Genomic DNA, 24,053 nt, shown 5'->3' with positions numbered 1-24,053 from the left:
ATGACAAATCCGTGGCAAGGAAATCCGCGATGGAGACAGGGCCGCATGCGATCACCGAATCGCGCCGGGGCGCACGGAACGTGCGGGCCGCTGCCGCGGTCGCAAATGGCCCGGAAGGCTGCAATTTTCGCCACATGCAGGAAAAAACGGCATTGTTGTCGTATCCTTGATTGGACAGGCGCCACGATCCGTAACACTATCAACATGAGCGAATGTTAACTTGTGCTATATTTCCATTGCAGCGCACAATGACGGCCTGGGCGGAGGCGTTCCGGGCTTCGACGGGTGCCTGCCGGGGGTTCACAGGAGACGCGGATGCCGGCTGATGGGGCGGGCGTCGGGGAGATCGTATGCGCAGATTGTTGAAGGTGGGAGCGCTCCTGATCGTTCTGGTAGCCGCGTGGTGGGTCGTGTTCGACCAGCGGGGCGACCGTTTCGCTGACCTGTTTTCCGGCCCCTCCTTTCTGCGCGCTCCGGCGCAGGCACAGACCGGGGCGGCCGCGTCGGCCAGGACCGATTCGGCGCGGACGGCGGAGCCCAGAAAGGGCTTCCCCATCGAGACCGCCACCGTGCGCGCGGGTGACGCGCTGAACGATATCCGCACCGTCGGCAGCCTGCAGTCGGACGAGAGCGTCCTGATATCGTCCGAGATCGCGGGGCGCGTCGCCGAGATCAGCTTCGCCGAGGGGCAGCACGTCGAGGCGGGCGACATGCTCGTGCGCCTCGATTCCGCCCTCACCCAGGCCGAGATCGACGAAGTGCGCGCGCGGCTCGCGCTCGCCGAGGCCAATCACCGGCGCACCAGCCAGCTCGCCAAGGGCGGCAACGCCACCCAGCGCGCCAACGACGAGGCGGTGGCGGAGTTCGCCACCGCGCGCGCGGCGCTGGCGCTCGTCGAGGCGCGCTTCGACAAACTGTCCATCCGCGCTCCGTTCCCCGGCGTTCTCGGCGTGCGCAAGGTCTCGGTCGGCGCGTATCTCAATCCCGGCGTCGAGATCGTCAATCTGGAGAAGATCGATCAGCTCAAGGTCGACTTCAAGGTGCCGGAGACCTATCTCGCCCGCGTGCGCGTCGGACAGCCGGTGGAGCTGACCGTCGACGCGCTGCCGGGCGAGCGGTTCTCGGGCACGATATACGCCATCGATCCCATGGTGGACGTGAACGGCCGCGCGCTGAGGATCCGCGCCCGCCTCCCCAATCCGGATCTCGCGCTGCGTCCGGGCCTTTTCGCGCGCATCGCCATCAAGAACACGGAAGCGCAGCAAACCGTGTTCGTGCCCGAGGAGGCCATCGTGCCGCGCGGCGACGCGACCTTCGTCTATCGGGTGGCCGACGGCAAGGTGTTCGAGACCGAGGTCAAGCTCGGCGCGCGTCTCGCCGGCGAGGTCGAGGTGCTGGAAGGTCTTGCCGCGGGCGCGCAGATCGTCACCGCCGGCCAGCACCGCCTCAGCGACGGTGCGCCCATAGAGGTGGCGGCCTCGGCGGCCGGGGGCCAGATCTGAGGGGGCGCGCCGATGGGCTTTTCCGAGCTTTGCATCCGCAGGCCGGTCTTCGCGACGGTTCTGAGCCTCATCCTGATGCTCATCGGCCTCGTCTCCTACAACAGGCTGGCGGTGCGCGAGTATCCCAACATCGACGAGCCCGTGGTGTCGGTGACGACGCGCTATCCGGGCGCATCGGCCACCATCATCGAGAGCCAGGTCACGCAGGTGCTGGAGGGGTCGATCGCGGGCATCGCCGGCATCGACGTGCTCGAATCCGTGAGCCGGGCCGAAACGAGCCGCATCACCGTGCGCTTCACCCTCGGCGTCGATCCGGACGAAGCCGCCAACGACGTGCGCGACCGGGTGAGCCGCGTGCGCGGCCGTCTGCCCGACGAGATCGACGAGCCGATCATCGCCAAGGTGGAGGCCGACGCCCAACCCGTCGTCTATATCTCGTTCATGAGCGACCGCCTCAACGCGCTCGAACTGACCGACTACATCGACCGCTACGTCGTCAACCGCTTCAAGAACCTCACCGGCGTTGCGGACGTGAACATTTTCGGCGAGCGCCGCTACGCCATGCGCGTCTGGGTCGACCGCGAGCGGCTCGCCGCCTACAACCTCACGGTGCAGGACGTGGAGGCGGCGCTGCGCGCCCAGAACGTCGAACTGCCGTCGGGCCGCATCGAGAGCCGCGACCGCGAGTTCACCGTGCTGTCGCGCACGGGCCTGACCAGCGTCGAGGAATTCGAGAACGTGGTGGTGAAGCTCGCCGGCAGTCATCAGGTGCGCATGCGCGACGTGGCGCGGGTGGAGCTCGGCGCCGCCGACACGCGCCGCGACGGCCGCTTCAACGGCCAGACCAGCGTGACGGTCGGCATCGTCAAGCAGGCGGTGGCCAATCCGCTCGACGTGTCGGCGGCGCTGCGGCGGGTGATGCCGGCAGTCAACGCCTCCCTGCCGGAAGGCGTATCGGCGCAGATCGCCAACGACAACGCCGTGTTCATCGACCGCTCGATCAAGGCGGTCTACACCACGATCATGGAGGCCATCGCCCTCGTCATCCTGGTGATCCTGGTCTTCCTGCGCTCGCTGCGCGCCTCGCTCGTGCCCATCGTCACCATCCCCATCTCGCTCATCACCACCTTCGCGCTGATGCTGATGATGGGCTTCAGCATCAACACGCTGACGCTGCTCGCCATGGTGCTCGCCATCGGCCTCGTGGTCGATGATGCCATCGTCGTGCTGGAGAACATCCACCGCCACGTCGAGGAAGGGCTGTCGCCGGTGGCGGCCGCGATCAAGGGCGTGCGCGAGATCGGCTTCGCCGTCATCGCCATGACGCTGACACTCGCCGCCGTCTACGCGCCCGTCGCCTTCGCCGAGGGGCGCACCGGGCGGCTGTTCCTCGAATTCGCGCTGACGCTCGCCGGCGCGGTGCTCGTTTCCGGCTTCGTGGCGCTGACGCTGACGCCGATGATGTGCGCCAAGCTGCTGCGGCACAACCCGAACCCCGGCCGCCTGTTCGTGCTCTTCGAGAAGGCGTTCCTGGGGCTCGAGGCGGGCTATCGCGGGGCGTTGCGGGCGTCGATGCGCGGGCGCGCCGTGGTGGTGCTGCTGGCGGTCGTGGTGGCTGGCCTGAGCGGCTATTATTTCACCGCGCTGCGCTCGGAACTGGCGCCGGTGGAGGATCGCGGCGTGGTGATGATCCGGGGCAGCGGCCCGGAGGGCGCGACGCTCGCCTATATGAGCCGCTATGCCGGCATCATCGAGGACGAGCTGCGCACCATCCCCGAAGTGGCGTCGGTGCTCGTCATCCTGGGCTTCCCGGACGTGACGGACTTCTTGGCCATCGGCCGTCTCAAGGACTGGGACGAGCGCGACGTCAAGCAGCAGCAGCTCGCCGCCGACATGCGGGCGAAGCTGCAGCGCATTGCGGGCGTGGAGGCCTATGCCAACAACCCGGCTTCGCTCGGCCAGCGCGGCTCCTCGCGTCCGGTGGAGTTCGTGGTGCAGACCTCGGGCACCTACGAGGAACTGCAGACCCATGTCGAGGCCTTGATGGAGCGGGCGCGCGACTATCCCGGCTTCGTCAATCCCGAATCGGACCTGAAGCTGAACAAGCCGGAGTTCCGCGTCACCCTCGACCGGGCGAAGGTGGCGGATCTCGGCCTCGACGTCTCCGTCGTCGGCCGCACGCTGGAGACGCTGCTCGGCGGCCGGCAGGTGACGCGCTTCGAGGTCGAAGGCGAGCAATACGATGTCTACGTGCAGATGGCGGCGGAGGACCGCGCCTCGCCCTCGACGCTGTCGACCATCTTCCTGCGCGCGCCCTCGGGCGAGATGGTGCAACTCTCCAACATCGTGCAGGTGACGGAATCCGTCGCGCCCAGGGATCTGCGCCGCTTCAACCAGCTGCGCTCCGCCACCATCTCCAGCAATCTGGCGCCGGGCTTCGCGCTGGGCGACGGGCTGGCGTTCCTGGAGCAGGCGGCGGCGGAGGTGCTGCCGGCGGACGTGCAGACCGACTTCGGCGGCCAGAGCCGCGAGTTCAAGGCGTCGAGCCAGAGCCTCGCCGTGGTGTTCGTGCTGGCGCTGGGCTTCATCTATCTCGTGCTCGCGGCCCAGTTCGAGAGTTTTCGCGATCCGCTCATCATCCTGCTGTCCGTGCCGCTGTCGATGACCGGGGCGCTGGCGGCGCTCCACTACGGCGGCGGCACGCTGAACGTCTATTCGCAGATCGGCCTCGTGACGCTGGTCGGACTGATCACGAAACACGGCATCCTGATCGTTGAATTCGCCAACCAGCAGCAGGAGGCCGGGAAGGAGCGGCTCGCGGCCGCCATCGACGCGGCGGCGCTGCGGCTGCGGCCGATCCTGATGACGACGGGCGCGATGGTGCTGGGCGCGGTGCCGCTGATGATCGCCGCCGGCGCAGGCGCCGAAAGCCGCCAGCAGATCGGCCTCGTCATCGTCGGCGGTATGACCTTCGGCACGCTGCTGACGCTGTTCGTGGTGCCGGTCGTCTACAGCCTCATCGGGCGCCGCTTCGTCCACGCCGGTGACGCCGGTGACGCGAGCGAACGGGCAACGTATGCCCCGGTGGGCGGGCACGTGCCTGCCCATCCGGCCGAGTGAGCGGCGGCGGCGCGCGCCGCGCTCAGGCGAACACCGCCTCGATCTTGTCCTTGAGGGTCTGGGCGTTGAAGGGCTTGACGATATAGTTGTTCACGCCCGCCTTCTTGGCCGCGATGACGTTCTCGCTCTTGGCTTCGGCCGTCACCATGATGAAGGGGATGGATTCGAGTTCCGGGTTGTCGCGGACCTGTTTCAGCAGTTCATACCCGGTCATGGGTTCCATGTTCCAGTCGGAAATGACCAGCCCGTACTTGCGTTCCGCCAGCTTGGTGAGCGCCTCGCTGCCGTCGGCGGCGTCGTCCACATCCTGAAATCCAAGTTGCTTTAAAAGGTTACGTATAATCCTGACCATTGTTTTGTAGTCGTCGACAACAAGGATAGGCATGGAAAGGTCAAGAGCCATCGTTCACTCCAGCACAAACTCGAATACAGTATTTCACTTTACGCTGATATGGCATACTGCCCGCCGCTCCGTTAGGTAAATGGCAGGGTTTGCTTGCCTGGGGCTTGCATTTTTGCGCCTGCGAATATTGCGGCTATGCCTCACATCGTCTATGACTGGAGCGCGAATAGGGCAAAGCATGGAGTGATGCCGATGCCGGGTGATCGTCGTCCGTTCCGGATCGAGGCGGATATTGGGTCCGATGACGGGGAGCAGGAGTTGCGTGCGGCGGGCGAGCAGGGGGACTACGGGGCGCTGTTTGAGAGGGTCTTCGTCGAACTGGCGGATATCCGGCGACTGGTGCAGCGCGGCGGGTACGGTCCCCCGCCGGACGGGGGGCAGGGCAAGGCCGAGCTCATGGCCGAGGTCGAATCGATCCAGCAGGCGATCTCCCAGACGAAGCGGGAGATTCTGAGCCTCCAGGTCAAGGGCCTGCGGGGGGACGCCGCAAGCCGCGCCCTCGACGAACTCGACGCCGTGGTGCACGGCACCGAGGTGGCGACGGAGACCATCCTCTCGTCGGCGGAAAGCATCGAGGAAGTGGCGGGCAAGCTGCTGCCGAAGCTGCAAGGCAGCGAGAACGCGCTGGTGCTCGACATCCACAAGCATGCGATCAGGATTTTCGAGGCCTGCAACTTCCAGGACCTCACCGGCCAGCGCATCGCCAAGGTGGTGCAGGTACTGCACTTCATCGAGGACAGGGTCGAGACGATCATGTCGATCTGGGGCGGGGCCGAGAGCTTTTCCTCCATTCCCGCCGCCGAGATGCCGGCGCCGCCGGAGAAGACCGGAGATGCGGCGCTGCTCAACGGGCCGCCGCTTGAGACGGACCAGAACGTCGTATCCCAGGACGATATCGACTCGCTGTTCGCCTGATGCGATGTCAGCCATCCCGTGTCCGGGTGGCTATATACGCGCAATATTGGCGGGATGCAGCACGTGTAAAAAAGTCGGCAAATTATAATCGTGCCGGTGAAGTCAAATATTCATGACATCGGTTTGATGGATGTCATGTTCATTAGGCCGTTACCTCGGACTACTATCGTGCTCGGCAACAAGGAGCGCCCTTCGCTGCGTGGCGGGGGCTTCGGAGGCTTTCATGGCACAGCAGTCCGCGGCAACGGGTCCGGTCGGCATCACAGGCGGCGAGCGTTTCGGTTTCGACGACGACGTGGTCTTTCTCGCGCGGATCGTCGAGGGCAGCCGGTCGACCGTGGAGCGGCGGGTGCACCAGCTCAGGTCGCAGCTCTCCGAGTATTCGGCGCTGGGCGATCTCACCACCCAGTCCTCCAATCAGCATGTCAACAGCATCGCCGCCGATCACAGCGCCCGCACCCGCGCGGCGCTGGAGCGGCTCACCGCCATCACGGACCGCGTCGTGCGCGGCCCCGGCGGCTGGCTCGGCCTGACGGAAGCCGCGATCGCCTACGGGATCGACCGGGCGCAGCGCATGGTGCTCTACGCCGACACCATCCGCGAGCGCGGCGACATCTTCCTCGCCCACGAGGCGGCGGGCTGTCCGCCGGTGCTGGTCTACGACTACGAGATGGTGATGGACGGCGCCGATCAGCCGCGACCGACCAACTACGTGCTGCTGAGGGTGGTGCCGCCGCCCGGCGTCGAGACGTTCGTCTGGAAGCGCCCCTACATCATCATCGACCCGCGCGCCGGGCAGGGCGCGGGCATCGGCGGCTCGCAGGTGGACAGCCAGGTGGGCGTGGCGCTGCGTGACGGGCACCCGGTCTATTTCGTCAGCTTCCGGCGCGATCCGGAGCCCGGCCAGACGCTCGCCGACGTGACGCGCACCGAGGCGGCCTTCGTGCGCCACGTGCAGGCGCTGCATCCCGACGCCGCCAAGCCGGTGGTGATCGGCAACTGCCAGGGCGGCTGGGCGACGCTGCTGCTCGGCGCGAGCAACCCGGACATCACCGGTCCGCTGGTGCTCAACGGCGCGCCGGTGGAGACGTGGTCGGGCGAGATCGGCCGCAACGTCATCCGCTACAACGCCGGGCTGATAGGCGGCCAGATCCTGCCGATGGTGCTGTCGGACGTCGGCAACGGGGTGTTCGACGGCGCGTGGCTGGTGCTGAACTTCGAGTTGCTGAACCCCGCCCGCAATTACTTCCGCAAATACTATGACTATTTCAACGACGTCGACGCCGGCCGCAAGCGGTTTCTCGACTTCGAGAAATGGTGGGGCGGCTTCTTCCTCATGAACGAGGAGGAGATCCTGTGGATCGTGCGCGACCTGTTCGTCGGCAACAGGCTGGCGCGCAACGAGGCGCGGCTCGAGCACGGGCGCAATCTCGACGTGAAGCAGATCCACTCGCCGGTGATCGTGTTCACGAGCCTCGGCGACACCATCACGCCGCCGCAGCAAGCGCTCAACTGGATCGGCGACACCTACGCCGACGAGACCGAGATCAAGATACGCGGCCAGCGCATCGTCTACATGGTGCATGACAAGGTCGGGCATCTGGGCATTTTCGTCTCCTCGTCCATCGCCAAGCGCGAGCACACCGAGGTGGCGTCCACCATGAAGACCATCGAGGCGCTGGCCCCGGGCCTCTATGAAATGGTCATCGAGGATGTCGTCGGCGAAGGCGACGCGCAGCAGTTCCGGGTGTCGTTCGTCGAGCGCAAGACCGGCGACCTGCCCGGCGCCATCGACGGGCGGCGCGACGAGGTGCCCTTCGCCGCCGTGGCGCGGCTGTCGGAACTGCAGGGCGAGTTCTATGACATCGCGCTGCGCCCCTTCGTGCAGCTGGCGGTGACGCAGGCCACTGCCGAACTGTCGCGCGCGCTGCATCCGCTGCGCCTGCAGCGCAGCCTGTTTTCCTCGCGCAACCCGCTGCTGCAGCCGGTCAGGCAGGCGGCGGAAACCGTGGCCGAGAACCGCGCCGCCGCCGCCCCCGACAACCCCTTCGTGCAACTGGAGAACTGGTGGGCGGATGTTTTCGAGCAGTCGCTCGACATCATGCGCGACATGCGCAACGCCTGGTACGAGCGGATGTTCTTCTCCATCTACGCCACACCCTACATGCGCTGGTTCGGCCGCCGCTACGAATACGAGCGCACCCGCAAGTCGAAGGAAGAACTGTTCGCGCTGCCCGAGGTGCAGGCGGCGCTGGCGCATATCAGCCGCGGCGGCTATGTCGACGCGGTGATCCGCATGCTGATCCTGCTCGCCGAATCGCGCGGCAACGTGCGCAAGGACCGGCTGGAGCGCTCGGCCCACCTCCTGAACCGGACGGAGCCGTTCAGCGCGCTCGGCGCGGCCCAGCGCGCGCGGATCATCCACGAGCAGGGCCTCAACGTCCAGTTCGCGCGCGAGGAAGCGCTGACCCACCTGCCCGACCTGCTACACACGGCCGAGGAGCGCGAGCAGGCCGTCGAGGCGGTGCAATACGTGCTCGGCCCGCTGGAGGACGCCGACCCCAACGCGGCGGCGACCTTCCACGCCTTCCGCCGCGTGCTCGGCCTCAAGCCGCTGCTGGCGGACGTGACGGAGCAGCCCGACGCGCCGGAGCCGCCGCCGTCAGGCGATGAGGCGGTCCCTGCCTGATCCGGCTTGAGGGGCAACCGCATCCACCGGAAAGTCGGCGAGCACCTGTTCGGCGATGAGTTCCGACGTGGCGGCGGAGAGCGTCCAGCCCAGGTGTCCGTGGCCGGTGTGGTAGAAGATGCCCTTCTGCCGGCCGCGGCGCACGCGCGGCATCATGTCCGGCATCATCGGGCGCAGGCCCGTCCACGGCACGACGCGGTCGGTGTCGATGCCCGGAAACTCGCGCCGCACCCAGTCGATCAGCGGCTGGATGCGGTCGGCGCGGATATCGCGGTTGAAGCCGTTGTATTCGGCCGTGCCCGCCACGCGCAGGCGGCTTTCGCCGAGCCGGCTGGTGACGATCTTGGCCGCCTCGTCGAGCAGGCTGACGGTGGGCATGGCTGCCTGCGACTCGGGCCGGTCCGAGTTGATGGTGATCGAATAGCCCTTCACCGGATAGACGTTGAGCCTGTCGCCCAGGGATGCGGCGAGCGCCCGGCTGGCGGACGCGGCGGAGATCACGACCGCATCGGCGCGGACGTCCTGCTCGGCCGGCTTGACGTGATCGGCAAGGCCGGCATCGGGCAGGGCGGGCGCGAACTTGACGACGAAACCGGTGGCCTCCCCCTCACCGTCGCGCGTGATGGCGGTGACGACGGCATCCTGAATGAAGCGCACGCCGCGCCGCTTCGCGGCTTCGGCAAGGCCGCGCGTGAACTTGTGGATGTCGCCGGTGGAATCGGAAGGCGTGAAGAAGCCGCCGACGTAGTCGCCGCGCAGCGTCGGCTCGATGGCGCGCATTTCCTCGTTCGTCACCGCGCGGCGTTCGAGGCCGCCCTCGGTCAGGAGCTTGTTGACGCGGATGCTGGCGTCGAAAGTTTTCCTGTCGCGGAAAATGTGCAGGATGCCGCGCTGGACGAGATCGAACGCGATGCCCTCGGTCTCGGCGATGGAGAACAGGTGCTTGCGCGCCGCGATGGCGAGCCGCGTGGTCTCGATGGTGTTTTCGCGGTAGCGCGGGATGGCGGCGACGAACTCGGCCATCCAGGAATACTTGTGCCAGCTCGGCCACGGATTGACCAGGAGTGGTGCGTCCTTGCGGAGCATCCACTTGAGGCCCTTGAAGATGGTGGCGACGCTGTTCCACACCTCGGCGTTGCAGGCCGACAACTGGCCGCCGTTGGCGAAGGACGTGTCCATGGCGGGATAGCGGCCACGGTCGACGACCGTGACGTCATAGCCACGCAGAACGAGGGAGTAAGCGGCGGTGACGCCGGCGATGCCGGCTCCGATAACGACGATACGGGGCATGGCCCGGGCTCCTGTACGATAGACGCATGACGGCCGACGAACCGGTCGGTCTCGCGCCCCATCTGTACCTTTACCTGAGAGCTTGAGCCGCGCGCCTTGCCGGATGGGGCAGCCGCCGCCACCCTGCCTGCCTGACACGCTTCATCCCCTTCGGTGGACCCTGCCGGCTTGCCCGGCGGGCCTCTCTCCAGATTGTCCTGACGGAATGGTCCTTTTTGCCTGAGAGTTTCCGGGGCGGTTGCTCCATCGGCGTCGGACGCTGTCCAATCTCTCCCGATCCGTCATAGGGACGTGACATATCTATCAGAACGGCTCGCAGGGGGCAACCGATTCCGGGATGATGGGGGAGCGGGGCATCAGTGGGGCAGTATCCGCATGGTCAAGTCGGGCGTATCGGGTCCCGTATCCTTGTCCCGCAGGGCTTTCCAAAGCTCGCCGCAGAAGTGGGCCACGAATGGACAGGCCAGCGTGGCGCCGCCGGCCAGCGTGGCCGTGATGGGAGCGATGGGCGGGACAATGACGCTCGCCACGACGAGCGCTATCGGCACCGCATAGGCCAGAAACATCCCCAGCGCGGCGATGATCTTGAACGCCACCCTCGTCACGCAATTGTCCCTGACCTGATCCGCGATCCAGATAGCGGCGTCCTTCATGCTTTCCTGCACGGACTCGGGCAGGACACCGACGGTCTTGTTGACGACGAGGTGAACGATGTTCTGCGCGGTGCTGGCCGGATTGGATGCCGTGGCGGCATGGCTGTGGAATTCGCCGACATCCTGCATGTTGGTCTTGTCCGCCATCGCCAGGGCCTGCCGGATATCGTCGGCCGTGTGCGCAGGCTCCAGGGCGTCGACAGCGAGGGCGAGCCTTTCGCATATGCTTGCATAGTTCACGGCCGCGAACCTTATGTTCTTCTTCTTTTTCAGCACGACCTCAGGGTCGTCGAACTTCATGTCCTCCGCATTGCTAAGCAGGTCGATGTTTCTTTTCATCACCGCCACCTTGCTGTGCAGGCGCGCCGCCAGTCTGGCCGCGGTTTCTACTTTCGGCGCATCCGGGTCCCCGTCGGGGGCTGCCGTCGGCGCCTTCGGATGGCTCAGCAGCAGGACGGCGCGCTCGTATATCCGTTTGCCGGCAGACTCCGGGCCGTTGGACGCGGAGGAGGGCATGCCGCCGGCGGCCTCGAAGACCTCACGGAACCTCTTCAGGAAATCGAAACCGGGGACTGTCGCCACACGGCCGGCATCGCGAACCGTGCACGCGCCGTCGGAATCCGAAGCCGCCTCCTCGTGGGGAAGCGGCTGGTAGGAGACGACGGACGGCGAGACGGCAGTGGATTCTGACATGACGGTTCGGGCAATGCTGAACGGATAAGCTTACAGATGTTATGTAGATATTCTGTACAGTATATTTTCTTATGCCAATTGAGGTATTCCCAAGCACAGTTCAATCAAACAAAGTTCACCTGTAACGATACGCGGCCCGACAATACCGCGGGTCGTCTATTGCGCGATTGCGGCGGAATATTGGCGTCCGTCACGCACGGCCGGAACGGCTCACGGGGCGGCGCCGAGGAAGCGGACCGCGACGATATAGACGAGCACCGTCAGCGCATAGGTCTGCGCGTTGCCGTCGTAGATCAGCCGCAGGCGCCCGGCCGCAAACAGCGCCACGCCGGCCACGCCGTTCCAGAATGCGTTGAACGAGGGCACATAGGACACGATCGGCGCATCCCGAACGGCGGACATCAGGTCGGTGAAGAAGCTGCGGATGTCGCCGCGCTCGCCGCCGTTGCGCGAGCGCATGACGAGCGCCAGCAAGGCGCCGGCGGCCAGCGACAGGATCACCGCCGCGCTCATCACCGGCAGCGGATTGAGCGAATCGTAGATCACGTCGAGCGGCAACCCCTCCCACACCAGCGAGGCGGCGAACGCGGGATCGATGGCGCGCGACAGCGGCTCCATCAGCAGCTTGGGATAGAACGACAGCACCAGTATGCCGGCGATCAGCAGGAATTGCGGTACGAGGAACGTCAGGGGCGCTTCCTGCACGTGGGCGAGCTCATCGCGGCGCGGGCCGAGGAAGATGCTTCCCACGAGCCTGATCATGTAGAGGAAGCCCACGAACGTTGCCAGAAGGCCGATCGCCGCCAGCAGATACCAGCCGTTGTCGATCATGTTGCCGATCAACAGCCATTTCGAGCCGAAGCCGGCGAGCGGCGGCAGCCCGGCCATGGCGACGAGCGCGACCAGCACGGTGGCGAAGGTGACCGGCATGTTCCCCGCAAGCCCGCCCAGGCTGCCGAGCGCGCCGGTGCGCGCCCGCGCCAGCACGCCGGCGATGGCGAGGAACAGCACGCCCTTCACCAGCAGGTGGCTGGCGACGAGATAGAGCGCCGTCACCCAGCCGATATGGCTCATCAGGGCGATGGCGGCGAGGATATAGCCGATCTGGCTGATGCTCGAATACGCGAGCAGCCGCTTCGCATCGTGCTGGAACAGCGCCAGCACGCCGCACAGCAACGTGGTCGCGAACCCGATCCAGGCGAGCAGCTGCGCCAGTTCCAGCCCCACCTCCGAGCGGATGGCGAGATAGGTGCCCGTCAGCAGGCCGAAGATCGCCACCTTGCTGATCACCGCCGACAGCAGGGCGGAGAGGTCATCGTCCGCCAGCGCGTAGGTGCCCGGCACCCAGACATGGGCGCCGACGACGCCCGCCTTGATCAGGCAGCCGATGGCGATCAGCACGAAGGCGGCGGTGGCTTGCGCGCCCCCGTCGCCCAGCCACGAGTGCAGCGTGAGCAGGTCGACGCCGCCGCTGACGGCGTAGAACTGGCCGAAGCCCGCCAGCAGGCAGAACGCCGCCGCGAGCGAGAACAGCAGGTAGCGCAGCGTCTGCGAGCCCGTATAGCGTCCGTGCGCGATCAGGAAATAGGAGCTCAACGTGATGAACTCCCAGGTGACGAAGAATTCGAGGCTGGTGCGCGATGCCGTCAGCGCCGGCAGCGCCAGCAGCATGACGGCGAGCAGCGGATAGTAGCCGCGGCGCGCATCCGTCCGGTAGAGCGCGCCGAGCCCGACGACGAAGCCGCCCAGAATGAACACCACGCCGAAAAGGGTGGGCAGACCGTAGGTCTCCGGCAGCAGGAACGGCCCGAAGACCGGCAGCGCGGCGAGCGCCAGCAGCGCCTTCGCCTGCCCGTAGAGACGGTGCGGCCACAGCGCCTCGGCGAGCGCCAGCACGCCACCCACGGCGAGCGGCGCGTAGAGCCACAGCGACCGCGGAGCGGCGAACAGGGTCGCGAGCCCGCCCGCGAGCGCGAGCGCGAGCACGAGCGCCGCCACGGGCGCGGCCGCGCGCCAGTCCACCGGAGCGATGGCGTCGTCCGGATGCGCATGGACGGAACGGCCGAACCAGCGGAACATGTAGGCCGCCTCCAGAAGCGACCCCACGGCGATGGCCGCGATGGTCCAGACATGCCCCGTCGCGGACAGATGCAGCACCAGCGTCCATTTCGCCCAGAAGCCGGGGAAGGGCGGCAGGCCCGCGATCGCCACCACCAGCACCGCGAACAGGAACATCAGCAGCCCGTGGCGGGCGATCGGCGACCACCCGGCCGTCGACTGCCGGTTGACGAGATCGGCGAGCCAGAAGAGGCCGGCCTTGGCCAGCAGATGGTTGAGGATGAGCCCGCCGACGACGAGCGGCCCGAGGTGCGGCGCGCCCGTCTTCTCGATGAGCGCCAGCGCGAGCGTCGCAAGGCCCAGTTGCCCCACCGAGGAGTAGCCCAGCATGCGCCGCACCCGCACCTGCCGCAGGCCGATGAGATTGGAGGCGACGAAGGTGAGCCCGCCGGAAAAGGCGATGAGATCGAGCCACGGCCCGAACAGCGGCAGCAGCTTGTAGAGCGAGAAGAAGACGCCCGCCGACACCCCCACCGACACGAAAGCCGCGATGCCGCCCGGCGCGGTCTCGTAGACGTCGAGGCCCCAGCCGTTCGCGGGGAAGGGTTTCAGCTCGATCAGGAGCGCGGCGAGCAGCATCAGCAGCGCCGATGCGCCGATGGGGCCGGCGAGCGGTTCCTGCAGGCGCAGCAGCTCGTCGATGCTCAGCGTGCCGGCGACGAAGTAGATGAGCGCGGTCGCGAGCAGGAAGAAGGTGGAGGCGATGACGGTGGCGACGATGTACTTGAAGGCCGCCGACAGCGACCGGGGCGTGCCCGCGAGTCCGAGCAGGCCGTAGGTCGCGATGGAGACGATCTCCAGGAACACGAACAGGTTGAACAGGTCGCGCGTCATCACCATGCCGTTGATGCCCATGACGCCGATGAGGTAGAGCAGCAGCGCGCCGTAGTGCTCGCGCAGGCGCGGCCACAGATGGATGGCGCCGAGCAGGGACACCGCGTTGACCGACAGGCAGAAGAAGCCCTCGGCCGCGCCCAGCCGCAGGCTGATGGACACGGGCGGCGTGATGCCGGCCGTCGTCACCTCGATGGCGGGAGAGCCGGCGAGCACGCTCGCGAAGGCCACGGCGCTGACGAGCGCGATGCCGGAGAGCGCCGCGAAGAACACCGGCGCGAGCCACGGCTTCGCCACGCGGTACAGCAGCGGGATGAGAAAGCCGCCGCCGAGCCCGAAGATGTAGATGTTCAGCGGATGGAAAAGCGCGCTCAACCTTTCGACTCCGTGAAGGCGTCGATGCGGAGCGTGCCCTTGGCCCGGTGCAGGCGGATGGCGTAGGCAAGCATGACGGCGGTAACCGAGAAACCGATGACGATCGCCGTCACCACCAGCGCCGAGGGGATGGGATCGACGGCGTTCAGCGCCGCCTCGCCGGGCCCCAGCGCCTCGTCCAGGATGGGCGCGGTGGCCCCGGTGATGTAGCCGGTGGCGACGAGCACGATGTGGATGCCCGTGTCGAACAGCGAGAAGCTGATGATGATGCGCAGGATGTGGCGGTGCGACAGCAGGCCCCATATGCCGATGAGGCAGAGCAGGAAGCCCGTGGCCAGCGCCAGGTGCGATACGGGAATACCCATGACGAAGCCTCCCGATCAGCTGCGGAATCTGTCAACGATGACGGACAGCTCCGCACCCACCTTGATGCCGAGCAGGATGGAGATCGCCGGAATGGCGCCGGCGCTGATGAAGGCGCCGAATTCGCCCGCGGGCCAGAAGCGGCTGTCGAGGAAGCCGGCGGCGAAGACGACGCCGGCGAGCCCGAGCAGCACGTAAAACACGCCGGCAAGCGATTCGGTGATGGCGAGAAAGCCGAGCGGCAGGCTTGCTTTCGGGCGTGCCAGAAGCAGCAGCACCACGCCCGAGGCCACGATCGCGCCGCCCTGAAAGCCGCCGCCCGCCGACAGATGGCCGTTGGCGATCACGTAGGCGCCGAACAGGAAGATCGGCGGCAGCAGGGTCGCGGCCCCGGTCTCGACGATCTCGCCCGCCGGCAGGGCGGGAAGCGGCGCGGCGGCGGGGGCCGCGCGCAGCAGCAGCCCCACGCTCGCCGCCACCATGAACAGCACCGCCACCTCGCCCAGCGTGTCGAAGCCGCGCCAGGTGATGAGGATGCCGGTGACGATGTTGGGCAGGCCCAGCGCCATGGGGGTCTGGGTGACGTAGAATTCTGCCAGCGGACGCAGGAACTGGCGTTCCTCATAGGCGAGCACGATGCCGGCGAAAACGACGCCGAGCGCCGCCACGACGAGCACGTTGACGAGCTGGCGCCTCATGCCCCGCCTCCCCGGACGCTTTCGGACAGGGCAACGGGTGGAGCGCCCAGCCCCTCGCGTCGCGCATCCTCATCCGGATTCTCGTCCTTGTCGCGATCCTCGCGCAGCGCGTCCGCCACCGTGGAGGGAGCCATCGGAATTCCGATGCGATGCGCCGCCCGCGACAGGGCATGCGAGGACACCGGATTGGTCATCAGCACGAAGCCGGCAACGAGCAGCAGCTTCAGCGCCCAGTCGGGATTGTGGATGCCGAGGCCGAGCATCACGAGCAGATTGCCGAGCGTCGTCGCCTTGGTGCCCGCCTGAATGCGGGTGAAGGCGTCGGGCATGCGCAGCACGCCGAGCCCGGCCGAGAACAGGAACACCGCGCCGAGCAGCACCACGATGCTGCCGAGGATCTCGCGGATCGCTTGTTCCGCCATGGCTCAGACCTTTCCAGCGCCGGTCTTGTGGATGGTGTAGAGCAGGATGAAGGTCGCGAGCCCCGAGCCGATGGCCGCTTCCGCCATCGCCACGTCCGGCGCCGCGAGCAGGATGAACACCACGGACGCCGACAGGCTCGCCAGCCCCGCGCTCACCGCGGCGGCGAGGACGTTGGTCAGCGTCACGGCCAGCACGCCGCTGACGAGGATGCTGATCGACACCAGAAGCGTGAGCAGATCGAGCATGGCTAGAGCCCCCGCTCCAGATAGCGCGCGATCGCGAGCACGGCCAGAAAGCTCAGCAGACCGTAGACGAGCGCGACATCGACATAGATGAACCGTCCCGAGATGTGCGCATACAGCGTAATCAGCGAAATCGTGATGACGGTGAGCATGTCGATGGCGACCACGCGGTCGACGATCGTGCGCCCGATCACGAGCCGCGCCACCGAGAACAGGATGCCGAAGAAGATCAGCACCCCCGAGAGCGTCAGGAGAGCGTCAGCCAAAAGCCGCCTCCAGATGCTTCTCGAACGGGCCGACGATGAGCCGGGAGGCTTCCTCCCGGTCGGTGGTCTTCACATCGAGCCAGTGGATGTAGAGCACCTCGCCCTCGAGCCCGAGCACGAGCGAGCCGGGGGTGAGCGCGATGGAATTGGCGAGCGCGAGCCGCGCCATGGGCGAGGAGAGGCGCGTGTGCACCCGGACGACGCCGGGATGGATGTCGATGCGCCGTGCGTAGATGTAGCGCAGCATGTTGAGATTGGCGCGCACCAGCTCGACGATGAAGATGCCGAAATAGGCGAGAAAGTGCCCCACTCTGCGGGGCGTCACCCGCACGGCACGCCATACGCCTGCGGTCCACGATTCCGGCCTGCCGGAAAACAGATGCGTGATCACCAGCGAAACCGCCGCGCCGACGATGAGCAGCGCCGGCGCCAGGGACGCATTGACGATCAGCCATATTGTAACCAGAAATATAAATAAAACTGGTGATCCAAAGGATATGAAATCTTTTAATTTCAATTTCATACTTTTTGACATGGATCTTGCCTCACCGAAACGTGGCAAAAATTAGACTTAAATCCGTTGAAGATCAATAGCGGTTGCAATGATTGCCAGATCACGCACGCGCTACCATCGTCATACGCGCGCAGGACGGGACATTGACGGGTTTCCGGATATTTGGCATAAGCGAGAATGAATGTTCATTCTCATCTATGGATCGATGAAACGTGGATTCCGGCTCCGCCTCCTCCACCGCCGGCGCGTCCCCTGAGCCGCGTCTCGATTCGCAGCGCAGCGATCGCCGCGAGGCGATCCTGCACGCCGCCGAGCGATGCTTCACGCGCTATGGCTTCCACCGCACCACGATGCAGCTCGTCGCGCGGGAAGCAGGCATGAGTCCGGGGAACATCTATCGCTATTTCCCGTCGAAGCACGCCATCGTCGAGGGGCTCGTGGAGCGCGACCGCGACGAGTCGCGCCGGCGCTTCGCGCGCATCGACAGGAGCCGTCCGTTCTGGGAGCAGTTCGAGCAGCTCGGCCGCGAGTACTTCATCGGCGATGCCCAGTCCAAGGCGGTGCTGTGCCTCGAAATCTGGGCCGAGTCCACCCGCAATCCCGAGATCGACGCCATCAACCGCCCGTTCGAGACCGAGGTCGTCGCCCAGCTCGTCGAGCTGATCGACAGCGCGCGCGAGCGCGGCGAGATCGCCGCCGACGTGGATTCGGCCGCTGCGGCGCAGATCATCATGATCCTCACCAGCGGTCTCTACGTGCGCTCCGGGCTGCGGCGCGACGGCAACGGCGAGGATCATTTCACCTTGGCCCTGCAGGCTGTCTACGGCCTGCTCTCGGGCGTCCCCGTGCTGCGCCGGGGGGGCAATCGCGGCGCAATGCCCTCCATTCCGGATTCCTCACAGGAGCCTTCAGCATGAAAGCCAGCCAGCTTATAGCGGGCCTTATCGTCGTTTCCGCCGCTGCGTGGATCGGGACGGGGATGCTGGGCAGGGGCACCGACGTCGAGGGCGCCACATCCGAGAGGCAGGAGATTGCCGAACCGCCGCTGTTCCGTGTCGCGGTGCAGACGGTGACGGCCGAGGATCATGCCAGGCGCGTGACCCTCTCCGGCAGGACCGAGGCCGACCGGCGGGTGAGCGTCGTGGCGCGCACCAGCGGCATCGTGGAGGCGCTGTCCATCCGGCGCGGCTCGGTCGTGAAGCAGGGCGAGGAGCTCGCCCGCCTCTCCGACGAGGCGCGCGAGGCGCTGGTGGAGCAGGCCAAGGCGCGGCTCGAGCAGCGGCGCGCGGAACTCAAGGCGCGACTGCGCCTCATCGAGACCGGCAACCTGCCGACGCTGCAGAAGCCCGCCCTGGAGGCCGAGCTCAGCGCCGCCGAGGCGACATTCGCCCAGGCCGAGGCCGAACGCGACCGCAACGTCATCCGCGCGCCCTTCGACGGCGTGGTCAACGCGCTCCATGTGCGCGAGGGGCAGGCGCTCCAGATCGGCTCCGCCATCGCCGACGTGGTGGCGCTTGAGCCCATGCTGGCGGTGGTGGAGATCGCCGAGCGCGAACTCGGCGGGGTCAACGTGGGCGATCCGGCCACCGTGGCGATCGCCAACGGCGGCAGGGCGCAGGGGAGGGTGCGCTTCGTCTCGGCCGTCGCCAGCCCCGAGACGCGCACCTACCGCGTCGACATCGAGCTCGACAGCAACGGCTCGGCCGTGCCCGACGGCGTCACCAGCGAGGTCACGCTGACGCTCGCCCACATCCGGGCGACGTCCGTGCCCCGCTCCGCGCTGGTGTTCTCGGCCCAGGGACAGCTCGGCCTGCGCACCGTCGACGACGAGGGCCTGGTCGGCTTCGCCCCCATCCGGCTCGCCGAGGACGGGCTGGAGCGCGTGTGGGTAACGGGTCTGCCGGAGACCGCCCACATCATCGTGCAGGGGCAGGACTTCGTCGCCGAGGGGCAGAAGGTCGACCGTGTCACCGCCATTTCCAGCCGGGCACCGTGAGGAGGTCAGCCGGACCATGGGCAACCCCGTCGACTACGCCATCTCCCACGCCCGCCTGACGCTGGCGATCCTCGTCTTCCTGCTGATCGCGGGCGCGATGTCCTACGTCGCCATCCCGAAGGAGGCGGAGCCGGACGTCAAGGTGCCGATCATCTACGTCAACGTCACCCAGCGCGGCATCAGCCCGGAGGATTCCGAGCGCCTGATCCTGCGGCCGATGGAAACGCAGCTCAAGACCGTCAACAACGTCAAGGAGATGCGCTCCGCCGCCTATGAGGGCGGCGGCTATGTGCTGGTCGAGTTCGAGGCCGGCTTCGACTCCGATGTCGCCATGGCCGACGTGCGCGCCAAGGTCGATACGGCGCGAAGCGACCTGCCGCGCGACGCGGACGAGCCCCAGGTGCACGAGGTCAACCTGTCGCTGTTCCCGGTCATCGTCGTGGCGCTCGGCGGCGACGTGCCGGAACGGACGCTGCTGCGGCTGGCGCGCGACACCCAGACCGCGCTCGAGCAGATCCCCGGCGTGCTCTCCGCCGATCTGCGCGGCGCGCGCGACGAGGCGGTGGAGGTCATCGCCGAGCCGATGCTGCTGCGCAGCTACGGCATCGCCCTCAACGACCTGACGGCGTCGTTCTCCGCCGGCAACAGCCTGATCGCGGCGGGCGCGCTGGAGGGCGCGGCGGGCCGCTTCGCCGTCAAGGTGCCGTCGCTGATCGAGAAGCCCGAGGACGTCTTCACCTTCCCCGTCGCCGCCTCACGGTCGGCAGCGGTAACGCTCGGGGACATCGCCGAGGTTCGGCCCACATTCAAGGACGCAACCTCGGTCACCCGCATCAACGGCCAGTCGGCGATCGTGCTCGAGGTCGTCAAGCGCACCGGCGCCAACCTCATCGAGACCGTCGACACCGTCAAGCGGGTCGTCACCGAGCTGCAGGAGAGCTGGCCCGACACGGTGCGCGTGACCTTCACGCAGGACAAGTCCACCGAGATCCGCTCGCTGCTGCACGAGCTGCAGAACAGCGTCATCACGGCGGTGCTGCTGGTGCTCATCATCATGCTGCTGGCGCTCGGCGTGCGGGCGTCGCTGTTCATCGGCATCGCCATTCCGGCCTCGTTCCTCGCCGGCATCCTCGGGCTGCATCTTGCCGGGCTCACCGTCAACATCGTGGTGCTGTTCTCGCTGATCCTGGCGGTCGGCATGCTGGTCGACGACGCCATCATCGTCTCCGAATTCGCCGAGCGGCGCATGGCCGAGGGCATGCCGGCGGGCGCCGCCTATTCGCTCGCGGCCAAGCGCATGGCCGGGCCCGTGATCGCGGCGACGCTGACGCGCGTCGCCGCCTTCTCGCCGCTGATGTTCTGGCCCGGCATCGTCGGCGAGTTCATGAAATACATGCCGCTGACCCTCATCGCGACGCTGTCCGCCTCGCTCGTCGTCGCCCTGTTCTTCACCCCGACGCTCGGAGCCATGCTCGGGGCGGCGACGCATGTGCGCGACGAGCGGATGGAGGACAAGGGCCTCTACATGCGGGTCGTGCGGCTTGCGCTGCACCACCCCGGCACGACGCTGCTGCTGGCGGTGGCGCTGCTCGTCGGCGTCATCTTCGCCTACGGGCGCTTCGGCAACGGCGTGGAGTTCTTTCCCGCCGTCGAGCCCGAGTACGGCGTGGTGCAGGTGCGTGCGCGCGGCAATCTCTCCATCACCGAGAAGGACCGGCTGGTGCGCGAGGTCGAGACGCGCCTTGCCGGCATGCCGGAACTGGAGACGATCTACGCGCGCGCCGGCGAGGGGCAGCGGGGCTCCGACGAGGTCACCGAGGATACGGTCGGCGCCATCCAGTTCGAGTTCGTGGACTGGCGCGTGCGGCGCAAGGCGCACGAGATCCTGGCGGAAATCCGCGAGAAGACGTCCGATATTCCCGGCGTGATCATCGAGGTGAACGAGCCGCGCGCCGGCCCACCCACCGGCAAGCCGATCACGCTCGAGATCGCCGGCACCGATCCGGCCGCGATCTTCGCCACGGCGCGCCAGGCCGCCGGCATCCTGCGCGCCCGCGCCGACACGCGCGACGTGGACGATGGCCTGCCGCTGCCCGGCATCGACTGGCGGCTGTCGGTGAACAAGGCCGAGGCGGCGAAGTTCGAGGTCAACCCGCTCATCGTCGGCACGGCGGTGCAACTCGTCACCAACGGCGTCAAGATCGCCGAATACCGGCCGTCCGACACCGACAAGTCGGTCGATATCCTGGTGCGTTTCCCGGAGGCGCGGCGCAACCTCGACGAGCTCGACAACCTGCGCATCAACACCGAGCGCGGCTCCGTGCCGGTCGGCAATTTCGTCACCCGCGAGCCGGAGCCGCGGGTCGGCATGATCAACCGAGTCAACGGCCGGCGCGTCGTCACCGTCACCGCCAACGTGGCCGAGGGGGTGCAGACCGCCGCCGTGCAGAAGGCCGTCATGGATGCGATGACGCAGGCCGAGCTGCCGGCCGGCATCACCTATCGCCTCAAGGGCGAGGACGAGGAGCGCGAGAAGGCCGGCGCCTTCCTGCTCAACGCCTTCGGCGCGGCGATCTTCCTGATCTTCGCGGTGCTGCTGGCGCAGTTCAACAAGTTCTCCAGCGTGCTCCTGGTGCTGAGCGCGGTGGTGTTGTCGACCATCGGCGTTCTCATCGGCCTGATGGTCATGGGCCAGGCTTTCGGCGTGGTGATGACCGGCATCGGCATCATCGCCAACGCCGGCGTGATCGTGAACAACAACATCGTGCTGATCGACACCTACGACCGGCTGCGGCGCGAGGGCGTTGCCGCCTACGAGGCCATTCTGGAAACCTGCCGCGAGCGCGCGCGGCCCGTCGTGCTGACGGCGGTGACCGCGCTGCTCGGCGTGCTCGCCATCGCGTTCGGCATCAACCTCGACTTCGTCGCCCGCACGGTCGACATCGGCGCGCCGTCGACGCAATGGTGGACGCATCTTGCGACCGCCATCGTCTTCGGCCTCGGCTTCGCCACCATCCTGACGCTGGTGGTGACGCCCGCCGCCCTGATGGGGCTTGCCAACATCGAGGCGAGAAACGCCGCGCGGCGCGCCCGCCGGGCCGAGCGGCGCAGCGGCATGCCGCCTCTCGTCACGCCGTCTTGACGCCGTTGAGGAAGGTGACGACCGCGTCGTCGAGCGTATCGGCCTCCTGCCCCAGGCTGCGGGCGTAGAGAGCGACGTGCTCGGCGATGGATCTCGCCTGGCCGACCGCGGTCTCGACCCGGTTGATGGCCTGCGCGCCCGAGCGCGTCTCGTTCGACGAATCCGACACGTTGGTGGCGATGGACTGGACCGCGGCGGCCTGCTCCTCGACGGCGGTCGCGACCGACACCGCGATCGACGACATGTCGTTGATGATGGTGTTGATGTGCTCGATGGCCGTGACCGCCTCGCGCGAGGCCTCCTGGATGGCGTTGATCTGGCCCGATATCTCGTGCGTGGCCTGGGCGGTCCTGCTGGCGAGGCTCTTGACCTCGTTGGCGACGACCGAGAAGCCGCGTCCCGCCTCGCCCGCGCGCGCCGCCTCGATGGTGGCGTTGAGCGCGAGCAGGTTGGTCTGCTCCGAGATGTTCTGGATCAGGTTGAGGACCTCGCCGATATGCGCGGCGGTGGTGGCGAGGCTTTCCATGGTGGCGGAGGTCTGGTTGGCCTCCTCCACCGCGCGCCCGGCCACCGCCTGCGACCGGTTGGCCTGCGAGGCGACTTCCTGAATCGACAGCGCCAGTTGCTCCGCCGCGCCGGCGGCGATGACGACGCGTTCGGACGCGCCGGTGGTGGCGTTGGCGGCGACCGTCGTTTCCGCCGCCGCCTGATGCGAGGTTTCCGCGAGCTGGGACGAGGCGGCGTCGAGGTTCGCCGCCGCGCCGCGAACCTGTTCGATGGCGCTGCCGGAACTCGTCTCGAACGCGGCGATCAGGCTGCGGATGCGGGCGGCACGCTCCTGCTCCTGCCGGGCGGCGACCAGTTGCTGGGCGGACAGCTTCTCGCGCTCGACGGCGTTGTCGCGGAAGACGAGAACCGTGCGCGCCATCTGGCCGAGCTCGTCGTACTGGTCGGCGCCGGGAATGTCGACGTCGCGCTGCCCCTCCGCGAGCTTCTGCATGGCGGTGGCGAGGCCCGCGAGCGGGCGGGTGATGGAACGGCCGATGCGCGTGACGACCGCGACGCCGATCATGCCGGCGATCAGTTGCGAGATGATCGCCCAGCTGCCGAAATCGGCCGCGGACCGGTAGGCCTCGTCGGCGATGGCCTTGTTCAGCGCCTGCTGGTGGGCGACGAAATGATTGATGGCGGTCATCCACTCGGCGAATTGCCGGGTGCCGACGGATGTCAGGATGCTTTCGGCGTTGGCGGGGCCGTCCATCTTGCCGGCATACGTGGCCTCGCCGAAGATCGCCTCGCCGACCTCCCGCGCTTTCCTGCCCGCTTCGTCGATCGCGGCGAACAGCTTGCGTTCCTCGTCGGTTTCGGCAGGCGCGTCGCGGATCATCCTTTCCAGGAGGCTCTGGTTGAGGACGTAGTAGGATGCCTGCTCGGCATAGAGATCCGCCGCTTCGGTCTTGGACTGGAAATCGCCGTAGAGGATGAGGTCGCGGACGGATACGGCAAGATAATGGACGGTGATGCGCAGTTCGTTGGCGTATTGCAGCTTGGTATTGTTGATCTCGTTGATTTGCGAGATTTGCCGGTTCAGTCTGTTGATTTCGGTAACGGCGAAAGCTGTAAGAAAAACAGCGATAACAATGTTTATGAAGAACGAGAGATAAATCCTGTATGGAACGCTATAGCTGCTGAAATAAAAAATATCACGAAATCTCGTAAAGAAGAAAGTCTTCCCGAGTTTCATTCCGCGTCTCCGAAACCGTTAATTCAGCAGGACTATAAATCGAACTTAATAGAAAAACACCTAATTTTCCAGC

The 24,053-nt window shown here is 66.9% G+C and carries 19 protein-coding genes and 2 riboswitches; of the genes, 8 read left to right on the top strand and 11 right to left on the bottom strand.

Annotated elements, in window-relative coordinates:
* Nucleotides 1-350 precede the first annotated feature (350 nt).
* Together ACUSIJ_RS08575 and ACUSIJ_RS08570 are read left to right on the top strand one after the other, a co-directional pair.
* Nucleotides 351-1,502, top strand: coding sequence for an efflux RND transporter periplasmic adaptor subunit (locus ACUSIJ_RS08575; RefSeq protein ID WP_449307958.1), 1,152 nt, complete (start codon nucleotides 351-353; stop codon nucleotides 1,500-1,502).
* 12 nt (nucleotides 1,503-1,514) lie between these two features.
* Nucleotides 1,515-4,622 (top strand): efflux RND transporter permease subunit, encoded by a 3,108-nt coding sequence (locus ACUSIJ_RS08570; protein ID WP_449307957.1) that lies wholly within the window; start codon nucleotides 1,515-1,517, stop codon nucleotides 4,620-4,622.
* Between the two features lie 22 nt (nucleotides 4,623-4,644).
* On the opposite strand, the gene ACUSIJ_RS08565 is transcribed toward ACUSIJ_RS08570, so the two are convergent.
* A complete protein-coding gene (locus ACUSIJ_RS08565) occupies nucleotides 4,645-5,025 on the bottom strand; it encodes a response regulator (RefSeq protein ID WP_449307956.1) in 381 nt (126 codons plus the stop codon).
* 192 nt (nucleotides 5,026-5,217) lie between these two features.
* Between ACUSIJ_RS08565 and ACUSIJ_RS08560 the strand changes: the two genes are divergently transcribed.
* Together ACUSIJ_RS08560 and ACUSIJ_RS08555 are read left to right on the top strand one after the other, a co-directional pair.
* Nucleotides 5,218-5,940, top strand: coding sequence for a protein phosphatase CheZ (locus tag ACUSIJ_RS08560; RefSeq protein WP_449307955.1), 723 nt, complete (start codon nucleotides 5,218-5,220; stop codon nucleotides 5,938-5,940).
* Nucleotides 5,941-6,163: 223 nt separating this feature from the next.
* A complete protein-coding gene (locus tag ACUSIJ_RS08555) occupies nucleotides 6,164-8,629 on the top strand; it encodes a DUF3141 domain-containing protein (protein WP_449307954.1) in 2,466 nt (821 codons plus the stop codon).
* Here ACUSIJ_RS08555 and ACUSIJ_RS08550 read toward each other — a convergent pair.
* The 9 genes from ACUSIJ_RS08550 to ACUSIJ_RS08510 form a co-directional block, all read right to left on the bottom strand.
* Nucleotides 8,603-9,919 (bottom strand): D-amino acid dehydrogenase, encoded by a 1,317-nt coding sequence (locus tag ACUSIJ_RS08550; protein ID WP_449307953.1) that lies wholly within the window; start codon nucleotides 9,917-9,919, stop codon nucleotides 8,603-8,605. The two genes, ACUSIJ_RS08555 and ACUSIJ_RS08550, sit on opposite strands and share 27 nt — an antisense overlap.
* A 58-nt stretch (nucleotides 9,920-9,977) precedes the next feature.
* Nucleotides 9,978-10,114, bottom strand: a riboswitch (glycine riboswitch).
* A gap of 1 nt (nucleotide 10,115) precedes the next feature.
* A riboswitch (glycine riboswitch) is annotated at nucleotides 10,116-10,205 on the bottom strand.
* Between the two features lie 70 nt (nucleotides 10,206-10,275).
* Complete coding sequence (locus ACUSIJ_RS08545) at nucleotides 10,276-11,265, bottom strand: hypothetical protein (protein WP_449307952.1); 990 nt, start codon at nucleotides 11,263-11,265, stop codon at nucleotides 10,276-10,278.
* Nucleotides 11,266-11,475: 210 nt separating this feature from the next.
* Nucleotides 11,476-14,592: a complex I subunit 5 family protein gene (locus ACUSIJ_RS08540; protein WP_449307951.1), complete on the bottom strand. Its 3,117-nt coding sequence runs from the start codon at nucleotides 14,590-14,592 to the stop codon at nucleotides 11,476-11,478.
* Nucleotides 14,589-14,957: a sodium:proton antiporter gene (locus ACUSIJ_RS08535; protein WP_449307950.1), complete on the bottom strand. Its 369-nt coding sequence runs from the start codon at nucleotides 14,955-14,957 to the stop codon at nucleotides 14,589-14,591. The genes ACUSIJ_RS08540 and ACUSIJ_RS08535 overlap by 4 nt, the downstream gene beginning before the upstream one ends.
* 15 nt (nucleotides 14,958-14,972) lie before the next feature.
* A complete protein-coding gene (gene mbhE, locus ACUSIJ_RS08530; RefSeq protein WP_449307949.1) occupies nucleotides 14,973-15,653 on the bottom strand; it encodes a hydrogen gas-evolving membrane-bound hydrogenase subunit E in 681 nt (226 codons plus the stop codon).
* Nucleotides 15,650-16,075: a monovalent cation/H(+) antiporter subunit G gene (mnhG, locus tag ACUSIJ_RS08525; RefSeq protein ID WP_449307948.1), complete on the bottom strand. Its 426-nt coding sequence runs from the start codon at nucleotides 16,073-16,075 to the stop codon at nucleotides 15,650-15,652. Before mnhG ends, mbhE begins: the two co-directional genes overlap by 4 nt.
* 3 nt (nucleotides 16,076-16,078) lie before the next feature.
* Nucleotides 16,079-16,321 carry a hydrogenase subunit MbhD domain-containing protein gene (locus tag ACUSIJ_RS08520; protein WP_449307947.1) on the bottom strand — a complete coding sequence of 81 codons (243 nt, stop codon included), beginning with the start codon at nucleotides 16,319-16,321 and terminating at the stop codon, nucleotides 16,079-16,081.
* 2 nt (nucleotides 16,322-16,323) lie between these two features.
* The gene (locus ACUSIJ_RS08515) at nucleotides 16,324-16,584 is read right to left on the bottom strand and encodes a monovalent cation/H+ antiporter complex subunit F (protein WP_449307946.1); all 261 of its coding nucleotides are present in this window, start codon (nucleotides 16,582-16,584) and stop codon (nucleotides 16,324-16,326) included.
* The gene (locus ACUSIJ_RS08510) at nucleotides 16,577-17,017 is read right to left on the bottom strand and encodes a Na+/H+ antiporter subunit E (protein WP_449308038.1); all 441 of its coding nucleotides are present in this window, start codon (nucleotides 17,015-17,017) and stop codon (nucleotides 16,577-16,579) included. Before ACUSIJ_RS08510 ends, ACUSIJ_RS08515 begins: the two co-directional genes overlap by 8 nt.
* Here ACUSIJ_RS08510 and ACUSIJ_RS08505 point away from each other — a divergent pair.
* The 4 genes from ACUSIJ_RS08505 to ACUSIJ_RS08490 all read left to right on the top strand — a co-directional run bounded on the left by ACUSIJ_RS08505 (nucleotide 16,968) and on the right by ACUSIJ_RS08490 (nucleotide 22,236).
* Nucleotides 16,968-17,153: a hypothetical protein gene (locus ACUSIJ_RS08505; protein ID WP_449308042.1), complete on the top strand. Its 186-nt coding sequence runs from the start codon at nucleotides 16,968-16,970 to the stop codon at nucleotides 17,151-17,153. The two genes, ACUSIJ_RS08510 and ACUSIJ_RS08505, sit on opposite strands and share 50 nt — an antisense overlap.
* Before the next feature lie 157 nt (nucleotides 17,154-17,310).
* Nucleotides 17,311-18,015: a TetR/AcrR family transcriptional regulator gene (locus ACUSIJ_RS08500; protein ID WP_449307945.1), complete on the top strand. Its 705-nt coding sequence runs from the start codon at nucleotides 17,311-17,313 to the stop codon at nucleotides 18,013-18,015.
* Complete coding sequence (locus ACUSIJ_RS08495; RefSeq protein WP_449307944.1) at nucleotides 18,012-19,094, top strand: efflux RND transporter periplasmic adaptor subunit; 1,083 nt, start codon at nucleotides 18,012-18,014, stop codon at nucleotides 19,092-19,094. Before ACUSIJ_RS08500 ends, ACUSIJ_RS08495 begins: the two co-directional genes overlap by 4 nt.
* A gap of 16 nt (nucleotides 19,095-19,110) precedes the next feature.
* Nucleotides 19,111-22,236, top strand: coding sequence for an efflux RND transporter permease subunit (locus ACUSIJ_RS08490; protein ID WP_449307943.1), 3,126 nt, complete (start codon nucleotides 19,111-19,113; stop codon nucleotides 22,234-22,236).
* On the opposite strand, the gene ACUSIJ_RS08485 is transcribed toward ACUSIJ_RS08490, so the two are convergent.
* Nucleotides 22,223-23,980: a methyl-accepting chemotaxis protein gene (locus ACUSIJ_RS08485; protein WP_449307942.1), complete on the bottom strand. Its 1,758-nt coding sequence runs from the start codon at nucleotides 23,978-23,980 to the stop codon at nucleotides 22,223-22,225. The two genes, ACUSIJ_RS08490 and ACUSIJ_RS08485, sit on opposite strands and share 14 nt — an antisense overlap.
* Nucleotides 23,981-24,053 lie beyond the last annotated feature (73 nt).

This window comes from Pseudochelatococcus sp. B33, from assembly GCF_053570585.1.
This window is presented reverse-complemented; position numbering and strand designations above follow the sequence as displayed.